General features: G+C 73.3%; 15 protein-coding genes. 5 read left to right on the top strand and 10 right to left on the bottom strand.

Annotated elements, in window-relative coordinates:
* Positions 1-31 precede the first annotated feature (31 nt).
* Together ACZ4M8_RS05810 and ACZ4M8_RS05815 are read left to right on the top strand one after the other, a co-directional pair.
* Positions 32-1,501, top strand: coding sequence for a purine-cytosine permease family protein (locus tag ACZ4M8_RS05810; RefSeq protein WP_467603666.1), 1,470 nt, complete (start codon positions 32-34; stop codon positions 1,499-1,501).
* Positions 1,502-1,690: 189 nt separating this feature from the next.
* Positions 1,691-2,677 (top strand): LLM class flavin-dependent oxidoreductase, encoded by a 987-nt coding sequence (locus ACZ4M8_RS05815; RefSeq protein ID WP_467603667.1) that lies wholly within the window; start codon positions 1,691-1,693, stop codon positions 2,675-2,677.
* A 104-nt stretch (positions 2,678-2,781) separates the two neighbouring features.
* On the opposite strand, the gene ACZ4M8_RS05820 is transcribed toward ACZ4M8_RS05815, so the two are convergent.
* Complete coding sequence (locus ACZ4M8_RS05820) at positions 2,782-3,054, bottom strand: cupin domain-containing protein (protein WP_467605255.1); 273 nt, start codon at positions 3,052-3,054, stop codon at positions 2,782-2,784.
* 211 nt (positions 3,055-3,265) lie between these two features.
* Between ACZ4M8_RS05820 and ACZ4M8_RS05825 the strand changes: the two genes are divergently transcribed.
* Positions 3,266-4,294, top strand: coding sequence for a helix-turn-helix domain-containing protein (locus ACZ4M8_RS05825; RefSeq protein WP_467603669.1), 1,029 nt, complete (start codon positions 3,266-3,268; stop codon positions 4,292-4,294).
* A gap of 162 nt (positions 4,295-4,456) precedes the next feature.
* Here the strand turns inward: ACZ4M8_RS05825 and ACZ4M8_RS05830 are convergent, their stop codons facing one another.
* The 4 genes from ACZ4M8_RS05830 to ACZ4M8_RS05845 all read right to left on the bottom strand — a co-directional run bounded on the left by ACZ4M8_RS05830 (position 4,457) and on the right by ACZ4M8_RS05845 (position 11,068).
* Positions 4,457-5,875, bottom strand: a complete 1,419-nt coding sequence (locus ACZ4M8_RS05830; RefSeq protein ID WP_467603670.1) for a sugar porter family MFS transporter — start codon at positions 5,873-5,875, stop codon at positions 4,457-4,459.
* 332 nt (positions 5,876-6,207) lie between these two features.
* The gene (locus ACZ4M8_RS05835) at positions 6,208-9,927 is read right to left on the bottom strand and encodes a chromosome segregation SMC family protein (protein WP_467603672.1); all 3,720 of its coding nucleotides are present in this window, start codon (positions 9,925-9,927) and stop codon (positions 6,208-6,210) included.
* A gap of 281 nt (positions 9,928-10,208) precedes the next feature.
* Positions 10,209-10,406 (bottom strand): hypothetical protein, encoded by a 198-nt coding sequence (locus tag ACZ4M8_RS05840; RefSeq protein ID WP_030287366.1) that lies wholly within the window; start codon positions 10,404-10,406, stop codon positions 10,209-10,211.
* A 380-nt stretch (positions 10,407-10,786) separates the two neighbouring features.
* Complete coding sequence (locus tag ACZ4M8_RS05845; RefSeq protein WP_391646129.1) at positions 10,787-11,068, bottom strand: acylphosphatase; 282 nt, start codon at positions 11,066-11,068, stop codon at positions 10,787-10,789.
* Positions 11,069-11,200: 132 nt separating this feature from the next.
* Between ACZ4M8_RS05845 and ACZ4M8_RS05850 the strand changes: the two genes are divergently transcribed.
* On the top strand, positions 11,201-12,091 hold the full coding sequence (locus ACZ4M8_RS05850) for a CAP domain-containing protein (RefSeq protein WP_467603674.1): 891 nt from the start codon (positions 11,201-11,203) through the stop codon (positions 12,089-12,091).
* Between the two features lie 71 nt (positions 12,092-12,162).
* Here the strand turns inward: ACZ4M8_RS05850 and ACZ4M8_RS05855 are convergent, their stop codons facing one another.
* On the bottom strand, positions 12,163-12,957 hold the full coding sequence (locus ACZ4M8_RS05855) for a MerR family transcriptional regulator (protein WP_467603676.1): 795 nt from the start codon (positions 12,955-12,957) through the stop codon (positions 12,163-12,165).
* 202 nt (positions 12,958-13,159) lie between these two features.
* On the opposite strand from ACZ4M8_RS05855, the gene ACZ4M8_RS05860 reads away from it, so the two are divergent.
* Positions 13,160-13,357: a hypothetical protein gene (locus ACZ4M8_RS05860; protein WP_467603677.1), complete on the top strand. Its 198-nt coding sequence runs from the start codon at positions 13,160-13,162 to the stop codon at positions 13,355-13,357.
* A 12-nt stretch (positions 13,358-13,369) separates the two neighbouring features.
* Here ACZ4M8_RS05860 and mutM read toward each other — a convergent pair whose 3' ends face one another.
* The 4 genes from mutM to ACZ4M8_RS05880 form a co-directional block, all read right to left on the bottom strand.
* Positions 13,370-14,320: a bifunctional DNA-formamidopyrimidine glycosylase/DNA-(apurinic or apyrimidinic site) lyase gene (gene mutM / locus ACZ4M8_RS05865; protein WP_467603678.1), complete on the bottom strand. Its 951-nt coding sequence runs from the start codon at positions 14,318-14,320 to the stop codon at positions 13,370-13,372.
* A 90-nt stretch (positions 14,321-14,410) separates the two neighbouring features.
* Positions 14,411-15,265, bottom strand: a complete 855-nt coding sequence (rnc, locus tag ACZ4M8_RS05870) for a ribonuclease III (RefSeq protein WP_467603681.1) — start codon at positions 15,263-15,265, stop codon at positions 14,411-14,413.
* Between the two features lie 7 nt (positions 15,266-15,272).
* Complete coding sequence (rpmF, locus tag ACZ4M8_RS05875; protein ID WP_030287342.1) at positions 15,273-15,446, bottom strand: 50S ribosomal protein L32; 174 nt, start codon at positions 15,444-15,446, stop codon at positions 15,273-15,275.
* Positions 15,447-15,448: 2 nt separating this feature from the next.
* Positions 15,449-16,090, bottom strand: coding sequence for a YceD family protein (locus tag ACZ4M8_RS05880; protein WP_467605258.1), 642 nt, complete (start codon positions 16,088-16,090; stop codon positions 15,449-15,451).
* Positions 16,091-16,166 lie beyond the last annotated feature (76 nt).

The following is a 16,166-nucleotide window of genomic DNA, read 5'->3' on the forward strand; positions in this document are numbered from 1 at the left end:
CTCCAGAACCGCGCACGGAGACACCTGCACCATGGGCACCACGTCCACCCCCGAAACCGACGGCGCCGTCGAGACCCGAGGCATCGAGCCCGTACCCGACAGCGAACGCCACGGGCGCGTCCGCGAGCTGTTCCCCACCTGGGTCGCCGCCAACATCAGCGTGCTCCTGCTGACCATGGGCGCCGCGCTGGTGGTCAACAACGGACTGAACTTCTGGCAGGTCCTGCTGGTCGCCGCCATCGCCGCGACGGTGGCGTTCGGCATGGTCGGAGTGGTGTCGGTGTCGGGGAAGTGGGGCGGCGCGCCGGGCGCGATGCTCTCCCGGGCGGCGTTCGGCGTGCGCGGCAACTACTTCCCGGGCGCGATCTTGTGGGTGGCCCGCTTCGGCTGGGAGACGATCAACGCCGTCACCGGCGCGTACGCGGTGCTGACGGTGTTGCGGCTGCTGTTCGGCGTCCGCGCCGACAACCTCCTGATCGTGATCACGCTGCTGGCGTTCGTCGCCTGTACGTACCTGGTGAGCGGCATGGGGCGGAAGGCGCTCAACATCTGCAACCGGTACTCGACGTACCTCTTCGGCGCGTTCACCGTGATGGTGCTGGTGTACCTGATCGCCACCATGGACTGGCACGCGGTCTTCGCGAAGAAGGCGGGCACCACCGCGATGGTGATCGCCGGCGTCGGCACCATCGCCGCGGGCGGTATCAGCTGGGTGCCGACCGGCCCGGACTTCGCGCGGTACCTCCCGCACGCCGCGTCCGGCCGCCGGATCGTCGGCGCCACGGTCTCCGGTGCCGCGCTGGTGCTGGTGCCGATGGTGCTGATGGGCGGCGTGATGGCGGTGTCCAACCCGAAGCTGGCCGGGCAGAACACCGACCCGATGTCGTTCCTCGGCACGATCCTGCCGACCTGGCTGGCGGTGCCGTACCTGATCACCGCGCTGGTCGGGATGGTGCTGATCAACAGCCTGTCGATGTACTCCGCCGGGTTCACCGCACAGACCATGGGCGTCAAGCTGCCGCGGGCGCTGGCGGTGAGCATCAACGCCGTCATCAGCCTGGTGGGCGGGTTGTTCATGATGCTGGTGGCCAAGGACTTCATCGGGCAGTTCATCACCTTCCTGACGCTGCTCGCGGTCTCGTTCTCCGCCTGGATCGGCGTCTACGCCGTGGACATGGCCCGGCGCCGCGGCTACGCCGTCCGTTACGACGCCGACAGCCTGCTGACCATCGGGCGCACCAGCCGCTACTGGTACCGGGGCGGTTTCTGCTGGCAGGCGATGACCTCCTGGGCGGTGGCGCTGGCCGCGGGGCTCTGCTTCACGAAGGTGCAGTGGTTCACCGGGCCGCTGGCCACCACCTGGATCGGACGGAACGGTCTGGGCTGGGCCGCCACCATCCTCCTCGCCGCGGCGCTCTTCGCGGTGCTGCCCCGTCCGCAGGAGAACGTCCCGGCGGCGGACGCGCCCGCCGGGGACCGGACACCGCTCAGGACGGGCTGACCGGAGCGGTATCCGCGCACGGGGCACGGCGCACGGGGCGCCGCGCCCGGCCCCGTGCGGCCCGCTGCCCCGCCGTACGGGCCGCGCCGCGGGGCCGCCCCGGGCGGGACGCCCGCCACCACCCTGGAAATCTGACATCCCGTCAGCTAGCGTCCTCCTCGCCATCCGCCCGGCGAAGGGGACGCCGCCATGCCGCCCGTCACCGTTCTGCGCCTCAACCTCGTCGATCCCGACCCCTCCCCCGCCACGCTCGCGGCCCGTTACCGCGCGGCGCTGGAGATGGCCGCGTTCGCCGACTCACGGGGCCTGACCACCGTGCAGACCGAGGAACACCACACCACCGGCGACGGCTGGATGCCCGCCCCGCTGGCCTTCGCCGGCGCGCTGCTCGGCACCACCCGCCGCCTCGCGGTCACGGTCTCCGCGCTGCTCACGCCGTTGCACGACCCGCTCCGGCTGGCCGAGGACATCGCCGTGCTCGATCTGCTCGGCGGCGGCCGGCTGATCACCGTCGCCGGGCTCGGCTACCGGCCCGAGGAGTACGCGGCGCACGGCAAGGACTGGGCGGGGCGCGGCGCCCTCCAGGACGAGGTGCTCCGCACGCTGCTGACCGCATGGCGCGGTGAGCCGTTCCGGTACCGGGGCCGCACCGTGCACGTCACCCCGCGCCCGTACTCCCGGCCGCATCCGCCACTGCTGGTCGGCGGCAGCTCCCGCGCCGCGGCCCGGCGCGCCGCCCGGCTGGGCCTGCCGCTGTTCCCCTCCGCGCACCTGCCGGAGCTGGTGGCGTACTACCACGATCAGTGCGCCGCCCACGGCACCGAGGGCTGGGTGCAGCAGCCCGATCCCCGCACCCACCTGCTGCATGTGTCCGAGGACCCGGAACGGGCCTGGGAACGCTACGGCCACCATCTGCTGTACGAGGCCCGGACCTACGCGTCCTGGCAGCCCGCGAGCGTCCGCTCGGCGGTGCGCTCGGCCGCCCGCGACGTGGCGGAGCTACGCGCGGAGGGCGTGTACCGCATCGTCACGCCCCAGGAGTGCCGGCAACTGGCCCAGGGTCCGGACGCACCGGGCTCACTCGTCCTCCACCCGCTGTGCGGCGGCATGCCGGTCGACGAGGGCTGGCGCTCCCTCCAGCTCTTCACGGACGAGGTCCTGCCGGGGCTGGAGTGAGGGGCACGGGGCGGCCGCGAGCCCGGCACGGGGCGGGCCGCGGAACGCGGCACGGGGCCGGACCGCGCACCACGCGCCGGCCCGGCCCCGTCTCCCCGGGAGGGTCAGCCCTCCGGGTAGAAGACGAAGAGGGTGCAGCCGGCCGCGGACTGCGGGACGTGCCAGGAGCCGGCGGGGGCGTGGAGGAACGTCCCGGCGGGGTGGTCGCGGTCGCCGTCGTGGAAGGTGCCGGAGACCACGTAGACCTCCTCGGGGCCGGGCTCGTGGACGTCGATCCCGTCCCAGCAGCTACCCGGGGCGAACTCCACCACCATCGCCTTGGCGCCGTTCTCCCCGGTCCACAGCAGCCGGGCGGTGATGCCGGGGGCCGGCTCCATGGTCTCGGCGTCGGCGGCCGTACGGAAGAGGTAGCCGGGCGTCCCGCCCACGCCCCCGGGGTGCGCCCCCGGTACCGCCCCGGTGCTCGTCCCCTCGGGCGTCGCGTCGTGCTCGTCGTTGACCTGCGTGTTCACGTTCATGAGGACAGCTTGTCGGGCCCGCGAGGGGCTTCCCAGTGCCAGAAGTGACCCCGCCGGGTACTTTCCTGCCATGATCGACTCGCCGTCCCCCACCGCGATACCGCAGGCCGGGAAGGGGCCGCGTCACCAGGTCGTCGCACTGGTGCACGCACCGCAGCCGACATTCGAACTGGGGTGTGCCGCGGAGCTTTTCGGCACCCGGCATCCCGGCCTCCCCGCGTACTACGACTTCCGGATCTGCGCGCTGCGGCCCGGCCCCGTGGCGACGACGGCCGGGTACACCCTGCACGCCGCGGCGGGCCTGTCCGCGCTGGACGGCGCCGACACCGTCGTCGTCCCCGGCTGGGCGCCCGACGCGCCGCTGCCCGAGGAGATACGCGGGGCGCTGCGCGGCGCCCACGCCCGCGGCGCCCGTCTGGTCGGCCTCTGCTCGGGTGCGTACGCGCTGGCCGCCACCGGACTGCTCGACGGGCGGCGGGCGACGACCCACTGGAAGCGCGCGGCGCACTTCGCGGCGCGCTTCCCGCGGGTGCGGATGGACGCCACGGTGCTGTACATCGACCACGGCGACGTGGCGACGAGCGCCGGGGCGGCGGCCGGGATCGACCTCTGTCTGCATCTGCTCCGCGCCGACCACGGCGCCGGGTACGCGGCGCGCGTCGGCCGGTACATGGGGGTGCCGCCGCACCGCGAGGGCGGCCAGACGCAGTTCACCGCGGAGGCGCCGCTCCGGCGGGCGGAGCCGTCGCTGGCGCCGCTGCTGGACTGGGTGTCCGGGCGGCTGGGGACGCGGGTGTCGGTGGCGGAGATGGCGGCGCGGCTGCGGGTCTCGCCGCGGACGCTGGCGCGCCGCTTCGCCGAGCAGGTGGGCACCACCCCCGGGCAGTGGCTGCTGGCCCGGCGGATCTCCGCGGCGCGGACGCTGCTGGAGGAGACCGATCTGCCGGTCGAGGCGGTGGCGGTACGTGTCGGCCTGTCGTCCGCGACCAATCTGCGGCGCCGGTTCCACGACGCCCTGGGCACCACGCCCGCCGCCTACCGCCGCGCCTTCCGCCACCGCAGCCCGGCGCCCGCACCCGCCGCGGACGACGCGTCCTGACTCGGCCGGACACCTCTCGCGCCGTACGCCCGCCACACCGGGCGCGCGCACGGGACGGCCGCACGGGGCGCGCGCACGGCGTCCCGGACACGGCGCTGCCCCGGCTCTCCGTATGAGCCGGGGCAGCACCGTTCTGCGAGGAGGCGGACTGGCGGGGGGTGGTTAGCCCATCTCCTCCAACGCCTTGCCCTTGGTCTCCTTCACGAACTTCAGCACGAAGGGGATCGAGAGCAGGGCGAAGATCATGTAGATCACGTACGTACCGGAGAGGTTCCAGTCGGACAGGCTCGGGAAGCTCGCCGTGATGGCCCAGTTGGCGATCCACTGGGCGGAGGCGGCGACGCCGAGCGCCGCGGCGCGGATGCGGTTGGGGAACATCTCGCCGAGGAAGACCCAGACCACCACGCCCCAGGAGAGGGCGAAGAAGAGCACGAAGCAGTGGGCCGCGATGAGGGCGACGGTGCCCTGCGTCGTCGGCAGCGTCCCGGCCGCCGTCTTGGCGGAGAAGGCCCACGCCTCCAGGGCGAGTGCGACGGCCATACCGGCGGAGCCGATGAGGGCCAGCGGACGGCGGCCGATCCGGTCGACGAAGAGCATCGCGATGACGGTGCCGATGATGTTGATGATCGACGTGGTGAAGCTGTAGAAGAACGAGCTCTCGGGGTTGATGCCCACGGACTGCCACAGCGTCGACGAGTAGTAGAACGCGACGTTGATGCCGACCAGCTGCTGGAAGACCGACAGCCCGATACCGACCCACACGATCGGCAGGAAGCCGCCCCGGCCGCCCAGCAGATCCCTGAACGTCGACCGGTGCTCCCGGCGCATCGCGTCCTGGATCTCCTCGACCCGGGTGTCGAGGTCGACGGCGTGCCCCTCGACCTCGGACAGCACCTGCTTGGCCTTGTCGGTCCTGCCGACGGAGATCAGGAAGCGCGGCGACTCCGGGATCGCGAACGACAGCAGGCCGTACAGCAGTGCCGGGACCACCATCACACCGAGCATCCACTGCCACGCCTCCAGCCCGGCGAGTTCGCCGCGCTGGTCACCGTCGGCGAGGTTGAGGATGCCCCAGTTGACGAGCTGGGAGACGGCGATGCCGACGACGATCGCGGCCTGCTGGAACGAGCCGAGCCGGCCCCGGTACGCGGGCGGCGAGACCTCGGCGATGTACGCCGGGCCGATGACCGACGCCATACCGATCGCGATACCGCCGAGCACCCGCCACACGGCGAGGTCCCAGAGCGCGAACGGCAGCGCGGACCCGACGGCGCTGATGGTGAAGAGCGCCGCGGAGATCTGCATCACGCGGATGCGGCCGATCCGGTCGGCGATCCGGCCCGCCGTGGCGGCGCCGATCGCGCAGCCGATCAGCGCGATCGCGATGACCTGCGCGAGAACGGCCGAGCCGACCTCGTACCGGCCGCGGATCGCCTCGACGGCGCCGTTGATCACGGAACTGTCGTAGCCGAAGAGGAAGCCGCCCATCGCGGCAGCCGCGGTGATGAAGATGACATGGCCGAGATGGTCCGGGTGGGCCTTACGGCCTTCCGGTACCGCCGGCTGCGCGGTGCTGGTCAACGTGTACTCCAGTGGCCCGGCTGCGCTGCCGGGCGTAGGGGGCTGGCACCTCCAGTGGCGCATACGTCGAAGGCAGCCACCACGTGAAGGTAAGAGCGACGTTGCAGAGACTATGCGTTCAAGTTTCTAAGTCAATAGACCAAGATGAAAATACTTATCCGCCCTGTTCGGGGACGTGAATACAAGTTCTGAACAGAGGTCCCGGAGCTGAACGGAGGGAACGGGGCCCGTCACCGGGCTTCCCGCAGCTCCCGAGCCGGGCGTACGGCGCGGACGCCCGCCGCGCCGTACGCCCGGCGCCGTGCGCGGGCGCCGGGCGCGGCGGCGCGGGCTCAGCGCAGCCGCTGGCTGATGACCTTCGAGACGCCGTCGCCCTGCATCGAGACCCCGTAGAGGGCGTCGGCTACCTCCATCGTCCGCTTCTGGTGCGTGATCACGATCAGCTGGCTGCTCTCCTGCAGCTCCTCCATGATCCCGATCAGCCGCTGGAGGTTGGTGTCGTCCAGCGCCGCCTCGACCTCGTCCATCACGTAGAACGGGCTGGGGCGCGCCTTGAAGATCGAGACCAGCAGGGCCACCGCGGTCAGCGACCGTTCGCCGCCGGACAGCAGCGAGAGCCGCTTGACCTTCTTGCCCGGCGGGCGGGCCTCCACGTCCACCCCGGTGGTGAGCATGTGGTCCGGATCGGTCAGCACCAACCGGCCCTCACCGCCGGGGAAGAGACGCCCGAAAACGCCCTCGAACTCCCGCGCCGTGTCCTGGTACGCCTCGGTGAAAACCTGCTCCACGCGCTTGTCGACGTCCTTGACGACCTGGAGCAGATCGGCCCGGGTCTTCTTCAGGTCTTCAAGCTGTTCGCTCAGGAACTGGTGCCGTTCCTCCAGCGCGGCGAACTCCTCCAGGGCGAGCGGGTTCACCTTCCCGAGCTGTTGATACGCCCGCTCGGCCGCCTTGAGCCGCTTCTCCTGCGCGGCGCGGTCGTACGCCCCCGGACGGTTCCGCGGATGCTCCGGATCGTCCGGCAACTCCTCCCCCTCGGCCGCGGGCGACGGCGGTACGGGCTGATCCGGCCCGTACTCCGCGACCAGCGCGGCCGGCTCCACCCCCAGCTCCTCCAGGGAACGCGACTCCAACTGCTCGATCCGCAGGCGCTTCTCGGCCCCCAGGACCTCGCCCCGGTGCACCGAGTCGGTCAGCTTGTCCAGCTCCGACGCGAGTGCGCGCCCCTGCTCCCGCGCGGCGGCGAGGGCCTCCTCGCTCCCGGTGGTGGCCCGCTGCGCCACCGCCCGCTCCTCCTCGGCCCGGACGAGCGAGACCTCGACATGGGCCAGCAGCTGCCGGGCGCCCGCCACGACCGCCGAGGCCACCGCCGCCTCGTGCCGCAGCCGGGCGCGCCGCCGCTCGGCGCGCGCCCGCGCCTCACGCTCCGCGCGCGCCGCCCGGTCCAGCGCGTCGGCCCGCCCGGCGAGCGCCTTGACCCGCTCCTCGTGGGTACGCGTCTGGAGCCGGGCCTCCATCTCGGTCTGCCGGGCGTTGGCGCCGTCGGCGGCCAGCCGGTCGCGTACCGAGGTGTCGGGCTCCTCCTCGCCCGGCTCCTCCTCGGCGACCGCGAGCCGCTCGGCCAGCTCCTCGGCCTCCTCGGTGGCGCGCGCCAGGGCCTCCTCGGCCTTCGCCGTCGCCGCGGCGGCCCGTTCGGCCTCCCCCGCGGCGGCCCGCGCCTGTCCGGCGAGCCGCCCGAGGTCCCCGGCGACCTGCGACTGCTCACGCTCCGCGGTACGCCGCCGTGCGTCCAGCTCCGCGACGTGCGCGGCGGCCGCGGCGCGCCGTTCGGCCGCCGTGTGCCGCTCCTCGGCGAGCACCGCGCAGCGGGCGTCCAGTGCGGCGAGTTCGGCGGCCGTCTCGTCGACGGCGGCCCGCACCTCCAGCAGACTCGGCGCCCCGGCCGACCCCCCGTGCGCGAAGTGGCCGCCGAGGACGTCCCCCTCACCCGTGACGGCCGTCAGTCCGGGCCGCGCCGCGATCAGGTCCTCGGCGTCCTCCAGCGTCGCGACGACCACCACGTCCCGCAGCAGACGCCGAACGGCCGCGGTCAACTCCGGCGGCCCATCGATGAGTTCCGCGGCCCGCAGGAACTGTTCCCGAGGGCCGGGCAGCAGCGGCGCGGCCTTCGGGGTGTCCGCCCCGTCCGGCTTCGCACCGGCCTCCCGGGCGGGCGACGGAAGCCGTACGCCATCCGGGGCGGGGGTTTCGTCCGGGGCCCCGTGCGCGGGCCCTGCGAGGCCGTCACCCGGAGCCGCGGGCGCGGGAACCGCCGCCGCGGACACCGTCTCCTGGGGCGCGGCCAGCAGCATCGCCGCCCGGCCCGCGTCCTGCTTGCGCAGCAGCCGGATGGCGTCGGCCGCGGCCGACGGACCGCTGACCGCGAGGGCGTCGGCGGCGACCCCGAGCGCGGCGGCGAGGGCCACCTCGTGGCCGGGCGCGACGGTGAGCAGCTCCGCGGCCGGCCCGAGCAGGCCGGTCAGTTCCCCGGCCGCGGCCAGGAGCGCGCCACTGCCGTCCTTGCGCCGCAGCCCCTGGGCGAGCGCGTCGTGCCGGGCCGAGGTGGCGGCGCGTCCGCGCTCCGCGACGGTCAGCGCCTCCCGCGCGGCCTCCAGCGCGGCGTCCGCCGCGGCCAGTTCCCGCCGGGCGGCCGCGTCGCGTTCACCCTCCTCGGCGCGCGCCGTCTCCAGGGCGCCGGCCTGCGCCGCGCGCCGTTCGTACTCCTCCTGGGCCTCCTGCGCACGCTGCCGGGCATCGTCGCGGGAGGCGGCCAGGCGGCCGATCTCGGCCTGCGCGGAGGCGGCCCGGCCGCGGGCGGCGCTGACCTGCCCGCTGAGCCGCGCCAGCCCCTCCCGCCGGTCGGCGAGGGCCCGCGCCGCATCCCGCAGCCGCCGCTCCTCGTCGGCCAACTGCCGCTCCAGAGCGGCCCGGTGCTCGACGGTGTCCTCCAGCGCCCGGCTCGCCGCCTCCACCGCGGCGGTCAGCTCCGCCTCCTGCTCACGGATCCGGGCGGCCTCGCGCTCCATGTCCTCCGGGTCGCGGCCGCGCCGCTCCTCCGGCGGCGCCTGCCGCGCGCTGCGCACCCGCGCCTCGGCGAGCGAGACGGTGCCGCGCACCCGCTCGGCGAACCGCGACAGCTCGTACCAGTTCTGCTGCGCCCGCTGCACCCGCGGCGTCAGCTCCCGCAGCCGCTCCTCCAGCTCCGCCTCCTGCCGCCGGGCGTCCCGCAGCCGCTGCTCGGCGGCCTCCTTACGCCGCTTGAGCGCCGCCTCGTCGGCGATCTCGGCGTGCAGCGCACGGCGCAGCGTGACGAGGTCGTCGGCGAGCAGCCGCAGCCGGGCGTCGCGCAGATCGGCCTGGATGACGGCGGCGCGCCGCGCGACCGCCGCCTGCCGGCCGAGCGGTTTGAGCTGCCGGCGCAGCTCATCGGTCAGATCCTGGACGCGGGCGAGGTTCGCCTGCATCGCGTCCAGCTTCCGGACCGCCTTCTCCTTGCGCTTACGGTGCTTGAGCACCCCGGCGGCCTCCTCGATGAAGGCCCGGCGCCCCATCGGATCGGCGTGCAGCACCCCGTCGAGCTGCCCCTGCCCGACGATGACGTGCATCTCCCGGCCGATACCGGAGTCACTGAGAAGTTCCTGGATGTCGAGGAGCCGGCAGGTGTCCCCGTTGATCTGGTACTCGCTGCCGCCGTTACGGAACATCGTCCGGGTGAGGGTGACCTCGGCGTACTCGATGGGCAGCGCCCCGTCGGCGTTGTCGATGGTCAGCGACACCTCGGCCCGGCCGAGCGGGGGCCGCCCGGTCGTCCCGGCGAAGATGACGTCCTCCATCTTGCCGCCGCGCAGCGACTTGGCGCCCTGCTCGCCCATCACCCAGGACAGCGCGTCCACGACGTTGGACTTGCCGGAGCCGTTGGGCCCTACGACGCAGGTGATGCCCGGTTCGAAGCGGAGCGTCGTGGCGGAGGCGAAGGACTTGAAGCCTCGCAGGGTCAGACTCTTGAGGTGCACGCCGTGCGACTTTACCGGCCCATTCCGGGCGCTCCGGCCGACATCCCGGGGCCCGGCGGCCCTCGCCGCGCCCCCTCGTGTCCACTTTCGGTTTCACGCCGTGTGGCGCAGGGCACATCATGCGGTAAGCGCCGAAAGGATCCGGCGCTCGGGGCACGGGAGGGCGGACATGACGAAGGGACGCCGAAGCGTCCCTTTTGCAGATCTCGCGTGACGCGGATCGTGCTGATGGCAGTTCCTCAAGCAGGTGGCATACGCTGCACCGGCCCTTGAGGCGGGGGTCAGGTGAGCGCGGGCTCCGCCTGGGGTACGTCGAGCATCGAACCGTCGTGACGTGCGGCAGCGGACAGCATGTCGTTTTCGGCCTGCATCCGGATCAATTCGGATTCCAGGTCCTGCACGCGCTGCTGAAGCCGTCGCATCTCGGAGAGGACTCGGGGGTCGGAGCCGCCGACGTAACCGAGAAGCGCCTTTGCCATGATGGATGGTCCTCCACAATGAGTGACCGACCGAAGCGGTGTGGGTCGTGAGGGATTCGCACCCGCGGTGCTTGTCATTTGCGGGGTTCTCAATGCCAAACAGCTAAGGTGCGCGGGGATTCCAGAGTCTCACCAATTGTTTTGACGGTCAACACGATCACACCCCGTATCGCTGGGCACCTGAGACGGCGCGGCCGTGCGGGCCGGGCGCCGGTTCTCCAGAAAGGTCCCGCGGGGCGTGGAGATCATCCGTACAGCGGCAGCCTTGCACGGGACGGCCGAGTTGGCAACCACCAGGCGAAATCTCCCGCCGGCGGACCTCCCGGGACCGGTCCGAAGATCATTCCCGGGGTCGCTCAGGGGCTGCTTTCCGTCGTCCGTCAGCGCGTCGCGAAGCCGTCGTAACCCCCGCGCGGGGTGTCCCATATCTCAGTGACACCGTCGACGCGTCCGGGCGTGTCCCCGGCGCGCAGCCATTCCAGCAATTCCTCACAGCGGTCCTTCGGGCCTTCGGCGACGACCTGGACGCGTCCGTCGTCCAGATTGAGCGCGAAGCCGACCAGTTCGCCGATGCGGAGGGCGTTGGCGCGGGTGAACCAGCGGAATCCGACGCCCTGGACCCGGCCACGCACCCATGCCGTCAGGCGGACTTCTTCGTTCATGGCGTGCACGGTATCCGGCCGAACGTCCGCCGGACACCTCGGTCCGGTGGGGCATGGCGTACAGTCGCCCGGCAATCCAGCTCACTCGTTCGAGTGAATTTGACGATGCTGAGGACGGAAGGACGCCAGCGGATGGGCCGCCACAGACGCTCTGCTTCCCCTGCTACCGGACCGGCGGGCGCACCGCTCGCCGATGCCGCCTTCGGTGAGCGCGGCCGGCAAAGCCACCGCGCCCGGCGCACGGCACCGGTGCGGACGGGGCTGATCGGCGCGTCCGCCGCGGTCGCGATGGGGACCGTCGCGGTCGCCTCGGGGCTGATCCCGGGCAGCGGTGACCGGTACGTGGTGGGTGAGGACGGCGGGCGGCCGGTCCGGGCCGGAACGTTGCCGGACGCCTCGCCGCAGGGCGGTGCACCGGCCGTACCGACGGACCGGGCGGCGGGCGCGGTCGGCCGCGGCGGTGGCCGCACGGCGGCCCCCGGCACCGGGCGGCCCAGCTCCACGGCATCCCCGTCCGCCTCGCCGTCCCCGACGGAGCACCGCCGCCCGGCTCCGCCCCCGGCCGGTGCCGGGCACGGTGGCGGCGCCGTCTCCGGCGCGCCCACCACGGCGCCGACCGCCTCCCCGTCCCCGCGGCGTCCGGCGGGCTCCGGGGCCGAGGCCCAGGTGCTGTCGCTGGTCAACGAGGAGCGGGCCGAGGCCGGGTGCGCGCCGGTGAAGGCCGACGGGGAACTGGCCTCGCTGGCCCGGGACTTCAGTGACGACATGGCCGCGCGCGGTTTCTTCGACCACACCGACCCGGACGGCGCCGGCCCCTGGGACCGTGCCCGCACGGCCGGTGTCTCCGGTCTCGGCGGTGAGAACATCGCCCGCGGCCAGGCCGACGCCGCGGCCGTCATGGCGTCCTGGATGAACAGCCCGGGGCACCGCGCCAACATCCTCAACTGCGAGTACCGCACGCTCGGCGTCGGGGTGCACCGCGGGCCGGGAGGCCCCTGGTGGACGCAGGACTTCGGTTTCTGACCCCGGACACCGCCGTCCTCGCCCGCCGGGCGCGACGCGGAGTGTGCCCGTGGCGCCCACGGCGGCGGTGATCACGCCGGTGAGGACGGCGCCCGTCCCGGTGCCTGCCCGGTCCGCTCCGCCACGGCCCCGGCGCTTCCTTCCGCTCGTCGTGCCGACTCCTCGGCCGCGCGCCGCAGGAGATAGGTGTGCAGCGCCGCGGCGGCGGTCAGACGGTGGCGGGACGCCTGGTGCAGGGCGGCGCGGCGGCGGGCCAGCTCGGCGCGGAGGCGGTCGGGGTCGCCCGTCGTCCGGAGTTCGTCCAGGACGGCGGCGATGGCGGCGAGGGGGTGGCCGCCGCGCCGCAGCAGTGCGGTGATGTGCGCCAGGCGCAGTTCGGCGGCGGGGTAGCTGCGGTATCCGGTGGCCGGTTCGCGGTCCGGGCGGAGCAGCCCGTGGTGCTCCCAGAGCCGCAGGACGGGCGGCCGGACGCCCACGGCGCGGGCCGCGGCGCCGATCCGCAAGGGACCGGGCGCGAAGGCGGGCGGCGCGGCGTCCGGCACCGTGGCGAGGGCGTCGTGGACCGCGGTCAGGTCGCGCCGTTCCCGGTCCAGCCTGGCGTGGCCGGCGTCGAGCGCGGCGAGCGCGGTCTCCTCGTCACCGTCGTGGAGGGCGCGCATGACGGTGCGGGTGGTGGCCCAGCCGTGTCCGGCGGCGAGGGCGCGGGCGGCGGTGAGCGCCTCGGCGTGCAGGGTGGTGAACCGGCGGTGGCCGCCCGCGCTGCGCGCGGCCGGCGGCAGCACGCCGGTGTCCAGATAGCTGCGCAGCTGCTGTACGGAGATGCCCGCCGCCCGCGCCAGCTCACCGGCCCGCAACCGGTCCGCCACGCCGTCCTCCCACCGTCCCGTTCCGTCCGCCGGGTGCAGCCTACGGGGCGGACCGGCCCGTCACAGCTCTCGTCCCCGGTTGAGATTTTCCTGCCCATTTCCCTCGCCGACCTGCGTGAACGTCGCCGAAATCCCTGTTCGCACTTGAATGGAAGACTGGAGAGCAGGCGGATGGACACCCCTGACGAGAGGAAGGCCGCGTATGAAGTTCGTGCTGGAGGTCGAGTGGGACGAGGGGAAGACCGCGCAGGACCCGGCGGGCGAACTGGGCCGCATCCTGCGCTACTGGGGCGGCAACCTCCACCACTACGCGATGGCGCCCGGCGACGGCTCGGCGGTGTACGACTCGGAGTACCGCGAGGTCGGCCGCTGGCACGTCACCGGGTCGCCCGGCAGCTGACCGGCCGGCGCCTCAGGGCCGCGGCGGCCGCTGGCAGCGCGGGCAGAAGTAGCTGGAGCGGTTCATCCACGGCCGGCGGCGGATCGGGGTGCCGCACCGGCGGCACGGCTCGTCCTCCCGCCCGTACGCGTCGAGGGACCGCTCGAAGTAGCCGGACTCGCCGTTGACGTTGACGTAGAGGCTGTCGAAGCTGGTGCCGCCGACGGCGAGGGCGGCGGACATCACCTCCCGTACGTGGCCGAGGAGTTCGGCGGTGCGGGGGCGGGTGAGGGTGGCGGTGGGGCGCTCGTAGTGCAGGCGGGCGCGCCAGAGCGCCTCGTCGGCGTAGATGTTGCCGACGCCGCTGATCAGGGACTGGTCGAGCAGGGCGCGTTTGACGGTGGTGCGGCGGCGGCGCAGCGCGTCGTGGAAGGCGGCGTCGTCGAAGGCCGGATCGAGCGGGTCGCGGGCGATGTGCGCGATGGCGTCCGGGAGCTGGTCGGCATCGCCGGGCACGGTGTCGTGCAGCGAGAGGCCGCCGAAGGTCCGCTGGTCGACGAAGCGGAGTTCGGTACCGGCGGCGCCGGCGGGCGGCGGGCTCACCGAGTCGTCGAAGCGGATCCGGATGCGCAGGTGCTTCTCGTCCGGCGCGTCCTGCGGCTGCACCAGCAGCTGCCCGCTCATCCCGAGGTGGGCGAGGACCGCGAGGCCGTGGGTGACATCGGTGGTGACCTGCGGTGCGATGCCCTCGGCGGCGCTCTGCGCGGCGGGGCCGCCGCCGGACACCGGCAGCCAGAGGTACTTGCCGCGGCGCCGTGCCGCGCCGATGCGCAGTCCGGTCAGCCGGGCGGCGAAGTCGGCGGCGCCCGCGGTGTGGCGGCGGATCGACCGCGGGTGCAGCACCTCGACCGTGTCGACGGTCCGGCCGCTGACCCAGCGCTCCAGTCCTCGGCGGACGACCTCGACCTCGGGCAGTTCGGGCACCGCGGCTCTCCTCACGGTTCTTCGGCAGGGCTCGGAAAAGACTTCTGACCCCGTCGGGCGGTGTCGCCCGGCGGGGTCAGAAGGGGTGGTTCAGCCGGCCGGCGTCGAGGAGTCGCCGGAAGCCGTGGCAGGCTCGGCGGCCGGGCCGTCCGTCCCGGCCTTGGCGCGCTCGTCCGCCGCGGCGCGGATGGCGCGCCACGCGGATTCCGCCGCCTGTTGTTCGGCTTCCTTCTTGCTGCGGCCGGTGCCGGTGCCGTACGAGACACCACCGACGCGGGCGGCAGCCGTGAACGTCTTCTCGTGGTCCGGTCCGGCCTCGGTGACCAGGTACTCCGGGACGCCGAGACCTTCGGTCGCGGTGAGTTCCTGGAGGCTCGTCTTCCAGTCCAGGCCGGCGCCGAGGCTGGAGGACTTCTCGATGAGCGGGTCGAAGAGCCGGTGTACCAGCTCGCCGGCCGCGTCGAGGCCCTGGTCGAGATAGACCGCGCCGATCACCGCTTCGAGGGTGTCGGCGAGGATGGACGCCTTGTCCCGGCCGCCCGTGCCTTCTTCGCCCCGTCCGAGGCGGATGAAGGCGCCGAGGTCGAGGCCGCGGCCCACCTCGGCGAGCGCGCGCGAGTTGACCACCGCGGCCCGGAGCTTGGCCAGCTGGCCTTCCGGGAGGTCGGGGTGGATGCGGTACAGCGTGTCCGTGACCACCAGGCCGAGCACGGAGTCCCCGAGGAACTCCAGCCGCTCGTTGGTGGGCAGACCGCCGTTCTCGTACGCGTAGGAACGGTGCGTCAGCGCACGTACCAGAAGGGCGGACTCAAGGTGGTACCCGAGCCGCCCTTCCAGAATCGTGTGGGACGAGGCCGTGTCCGCCGGTGCCTGCTCCTCGCCGCGGGTGCGGGCCGAGGGGCGGGCGTCTTGCGCCTTCTTGGGGCTAGACACAGTGCCTGTCACCAGCCGCTCAGACCTCGAGGACCTGGCGCTTGTTGTAGGTGCCGCAGCTCTGGCACGCGATGTGCTGCTGCTTCGGCTCGTGGCAGCGCTCGCACGCCACCAGGGTGGGGACCGCAGCCTTCCACTGCGACCGGCGGTGGCGCGTGTTGCTGCGCGACATCTTCCGCTTCGGAACAGCCACGGCTACTTCTCCTGCTTCTCGTCGACGTGCGCTGATCGAGGCGCGTCGCCGCTCAACTTGTCCTTCTCGCCGTCCTGGTCGGTCCCGACGAGTCCCTGCAGTGCCGCCCAACGGATGTCGACGGCGTCGTGGTGGTGGTCCGGGTCGTCCGCGAGCCGCGCTCCGCAATCGGAACACAGACCCGGGCAGTCTTCCCGGCACACCGGCTGCAGCGGCAGTGCGAGCACCACCGCGTCCCGCAGCACGGGTTCGAGGTCGAACAGGTCGTCCTCGACGAAGAGTGTGTCCTCCTCGTCCTCGGCGTCGTCGCCGGATTCCGCGGGGCGGGTCCGGGCGTCGGCGTCGGGGTAGGCGAACAGCTCCTGGAAGTCCGCTGCGAGCTCACGCTCCAGCGGCTCCAGACACCTTACGCACTCCCCCTTCACGGTTGCACGGGCGGTACCTGTGACAAGCACCCCGTCCATGACCGATTCCAGGCGGAGGTCGAGTGCGATCGGGGCACCCTCGGGCACGCCGATCACCTCGTTGCCGAGGTCCCGGGGGGCCTCGACGGTGCGGGAGAGCCGCTGGAGCGCGCCGGGACGACGGCCCAGCTCGCGCGTGTCGAACACGAGCGGGGAACGGTGGTCGAGGCGGGCGTTGATGGCTTTCCTGCTTTCTGTACCGGGGGTCCGGCGCTCGGTCTTTCCGGCCACCGGACCCGGGAGAGGGGCGGGGGCG

It is taken from the genome of Streptomyces sp. NPDC027185, from assembly GCF_055567035.1.

Bases quoted from the DNA above. Each gene is read 5' to 3' on its own strand.
- ACZ4M8_RS05850 (WP_467603674.1), top strand. From the start codon at position 11,201: ATGGGCCGCCACAGACGCTCTGCTTCCCCTGCTACCGGACCGGCGGGC.
- ACZ4M8_RS05810 (WP_467603666.1), top strand. From the start codon at position 32: ATGGGCACCACGTCCACCCCCGAAACCGACGGCGCCGTCGAGACCCGA.
- ACZ4M8_RS05815 (WP_467603667.1), top strand. From the start codon at position 1,691: ATGCCGCCCGTCACCGTTCTGCGCCTCAACCTCGTCGATCCCGACCCC.
- ACZ4M8_RS05825 (WP_467603669.1), top strand. From the start codon at position 3,266: ATGATCGACTCGCCGTCCCCCACCGCGATACCGCAGGCCGGGAAGGGG.
- ACZ4M8_RS05845 (WP_391646129.1), bottom strand. From the start codon at position 11,068: ATGAACGAAGAAGTCCGCCTGACGGCATGGGTGCGTGGCCGGGTCCAG.
- ACZ4M8_RS05840 (WP_030287366.1), bottom strand. From the start codon at position 10,406: ATGGCAAAGGCGCTTCTCGGTTACGTCGGCGGCTCCGACCCCCGAGTC.
- ACZ4M8_RS05820 (WP_467605255.1), bottom strand. From the start codon at position 3,054: ATGGAGCCGGCCCCCGGCATCACCGCCCGGCTGCTGTGGACCGGGGAG.
- ACZ4M8_RS05860 (WP_467603677.1), top strand. From the start codon at position 13,160: ATGAAGTTCGTGCTGGAGGTCGAGTGGGACGAGGGGAAGACCGCGCAG.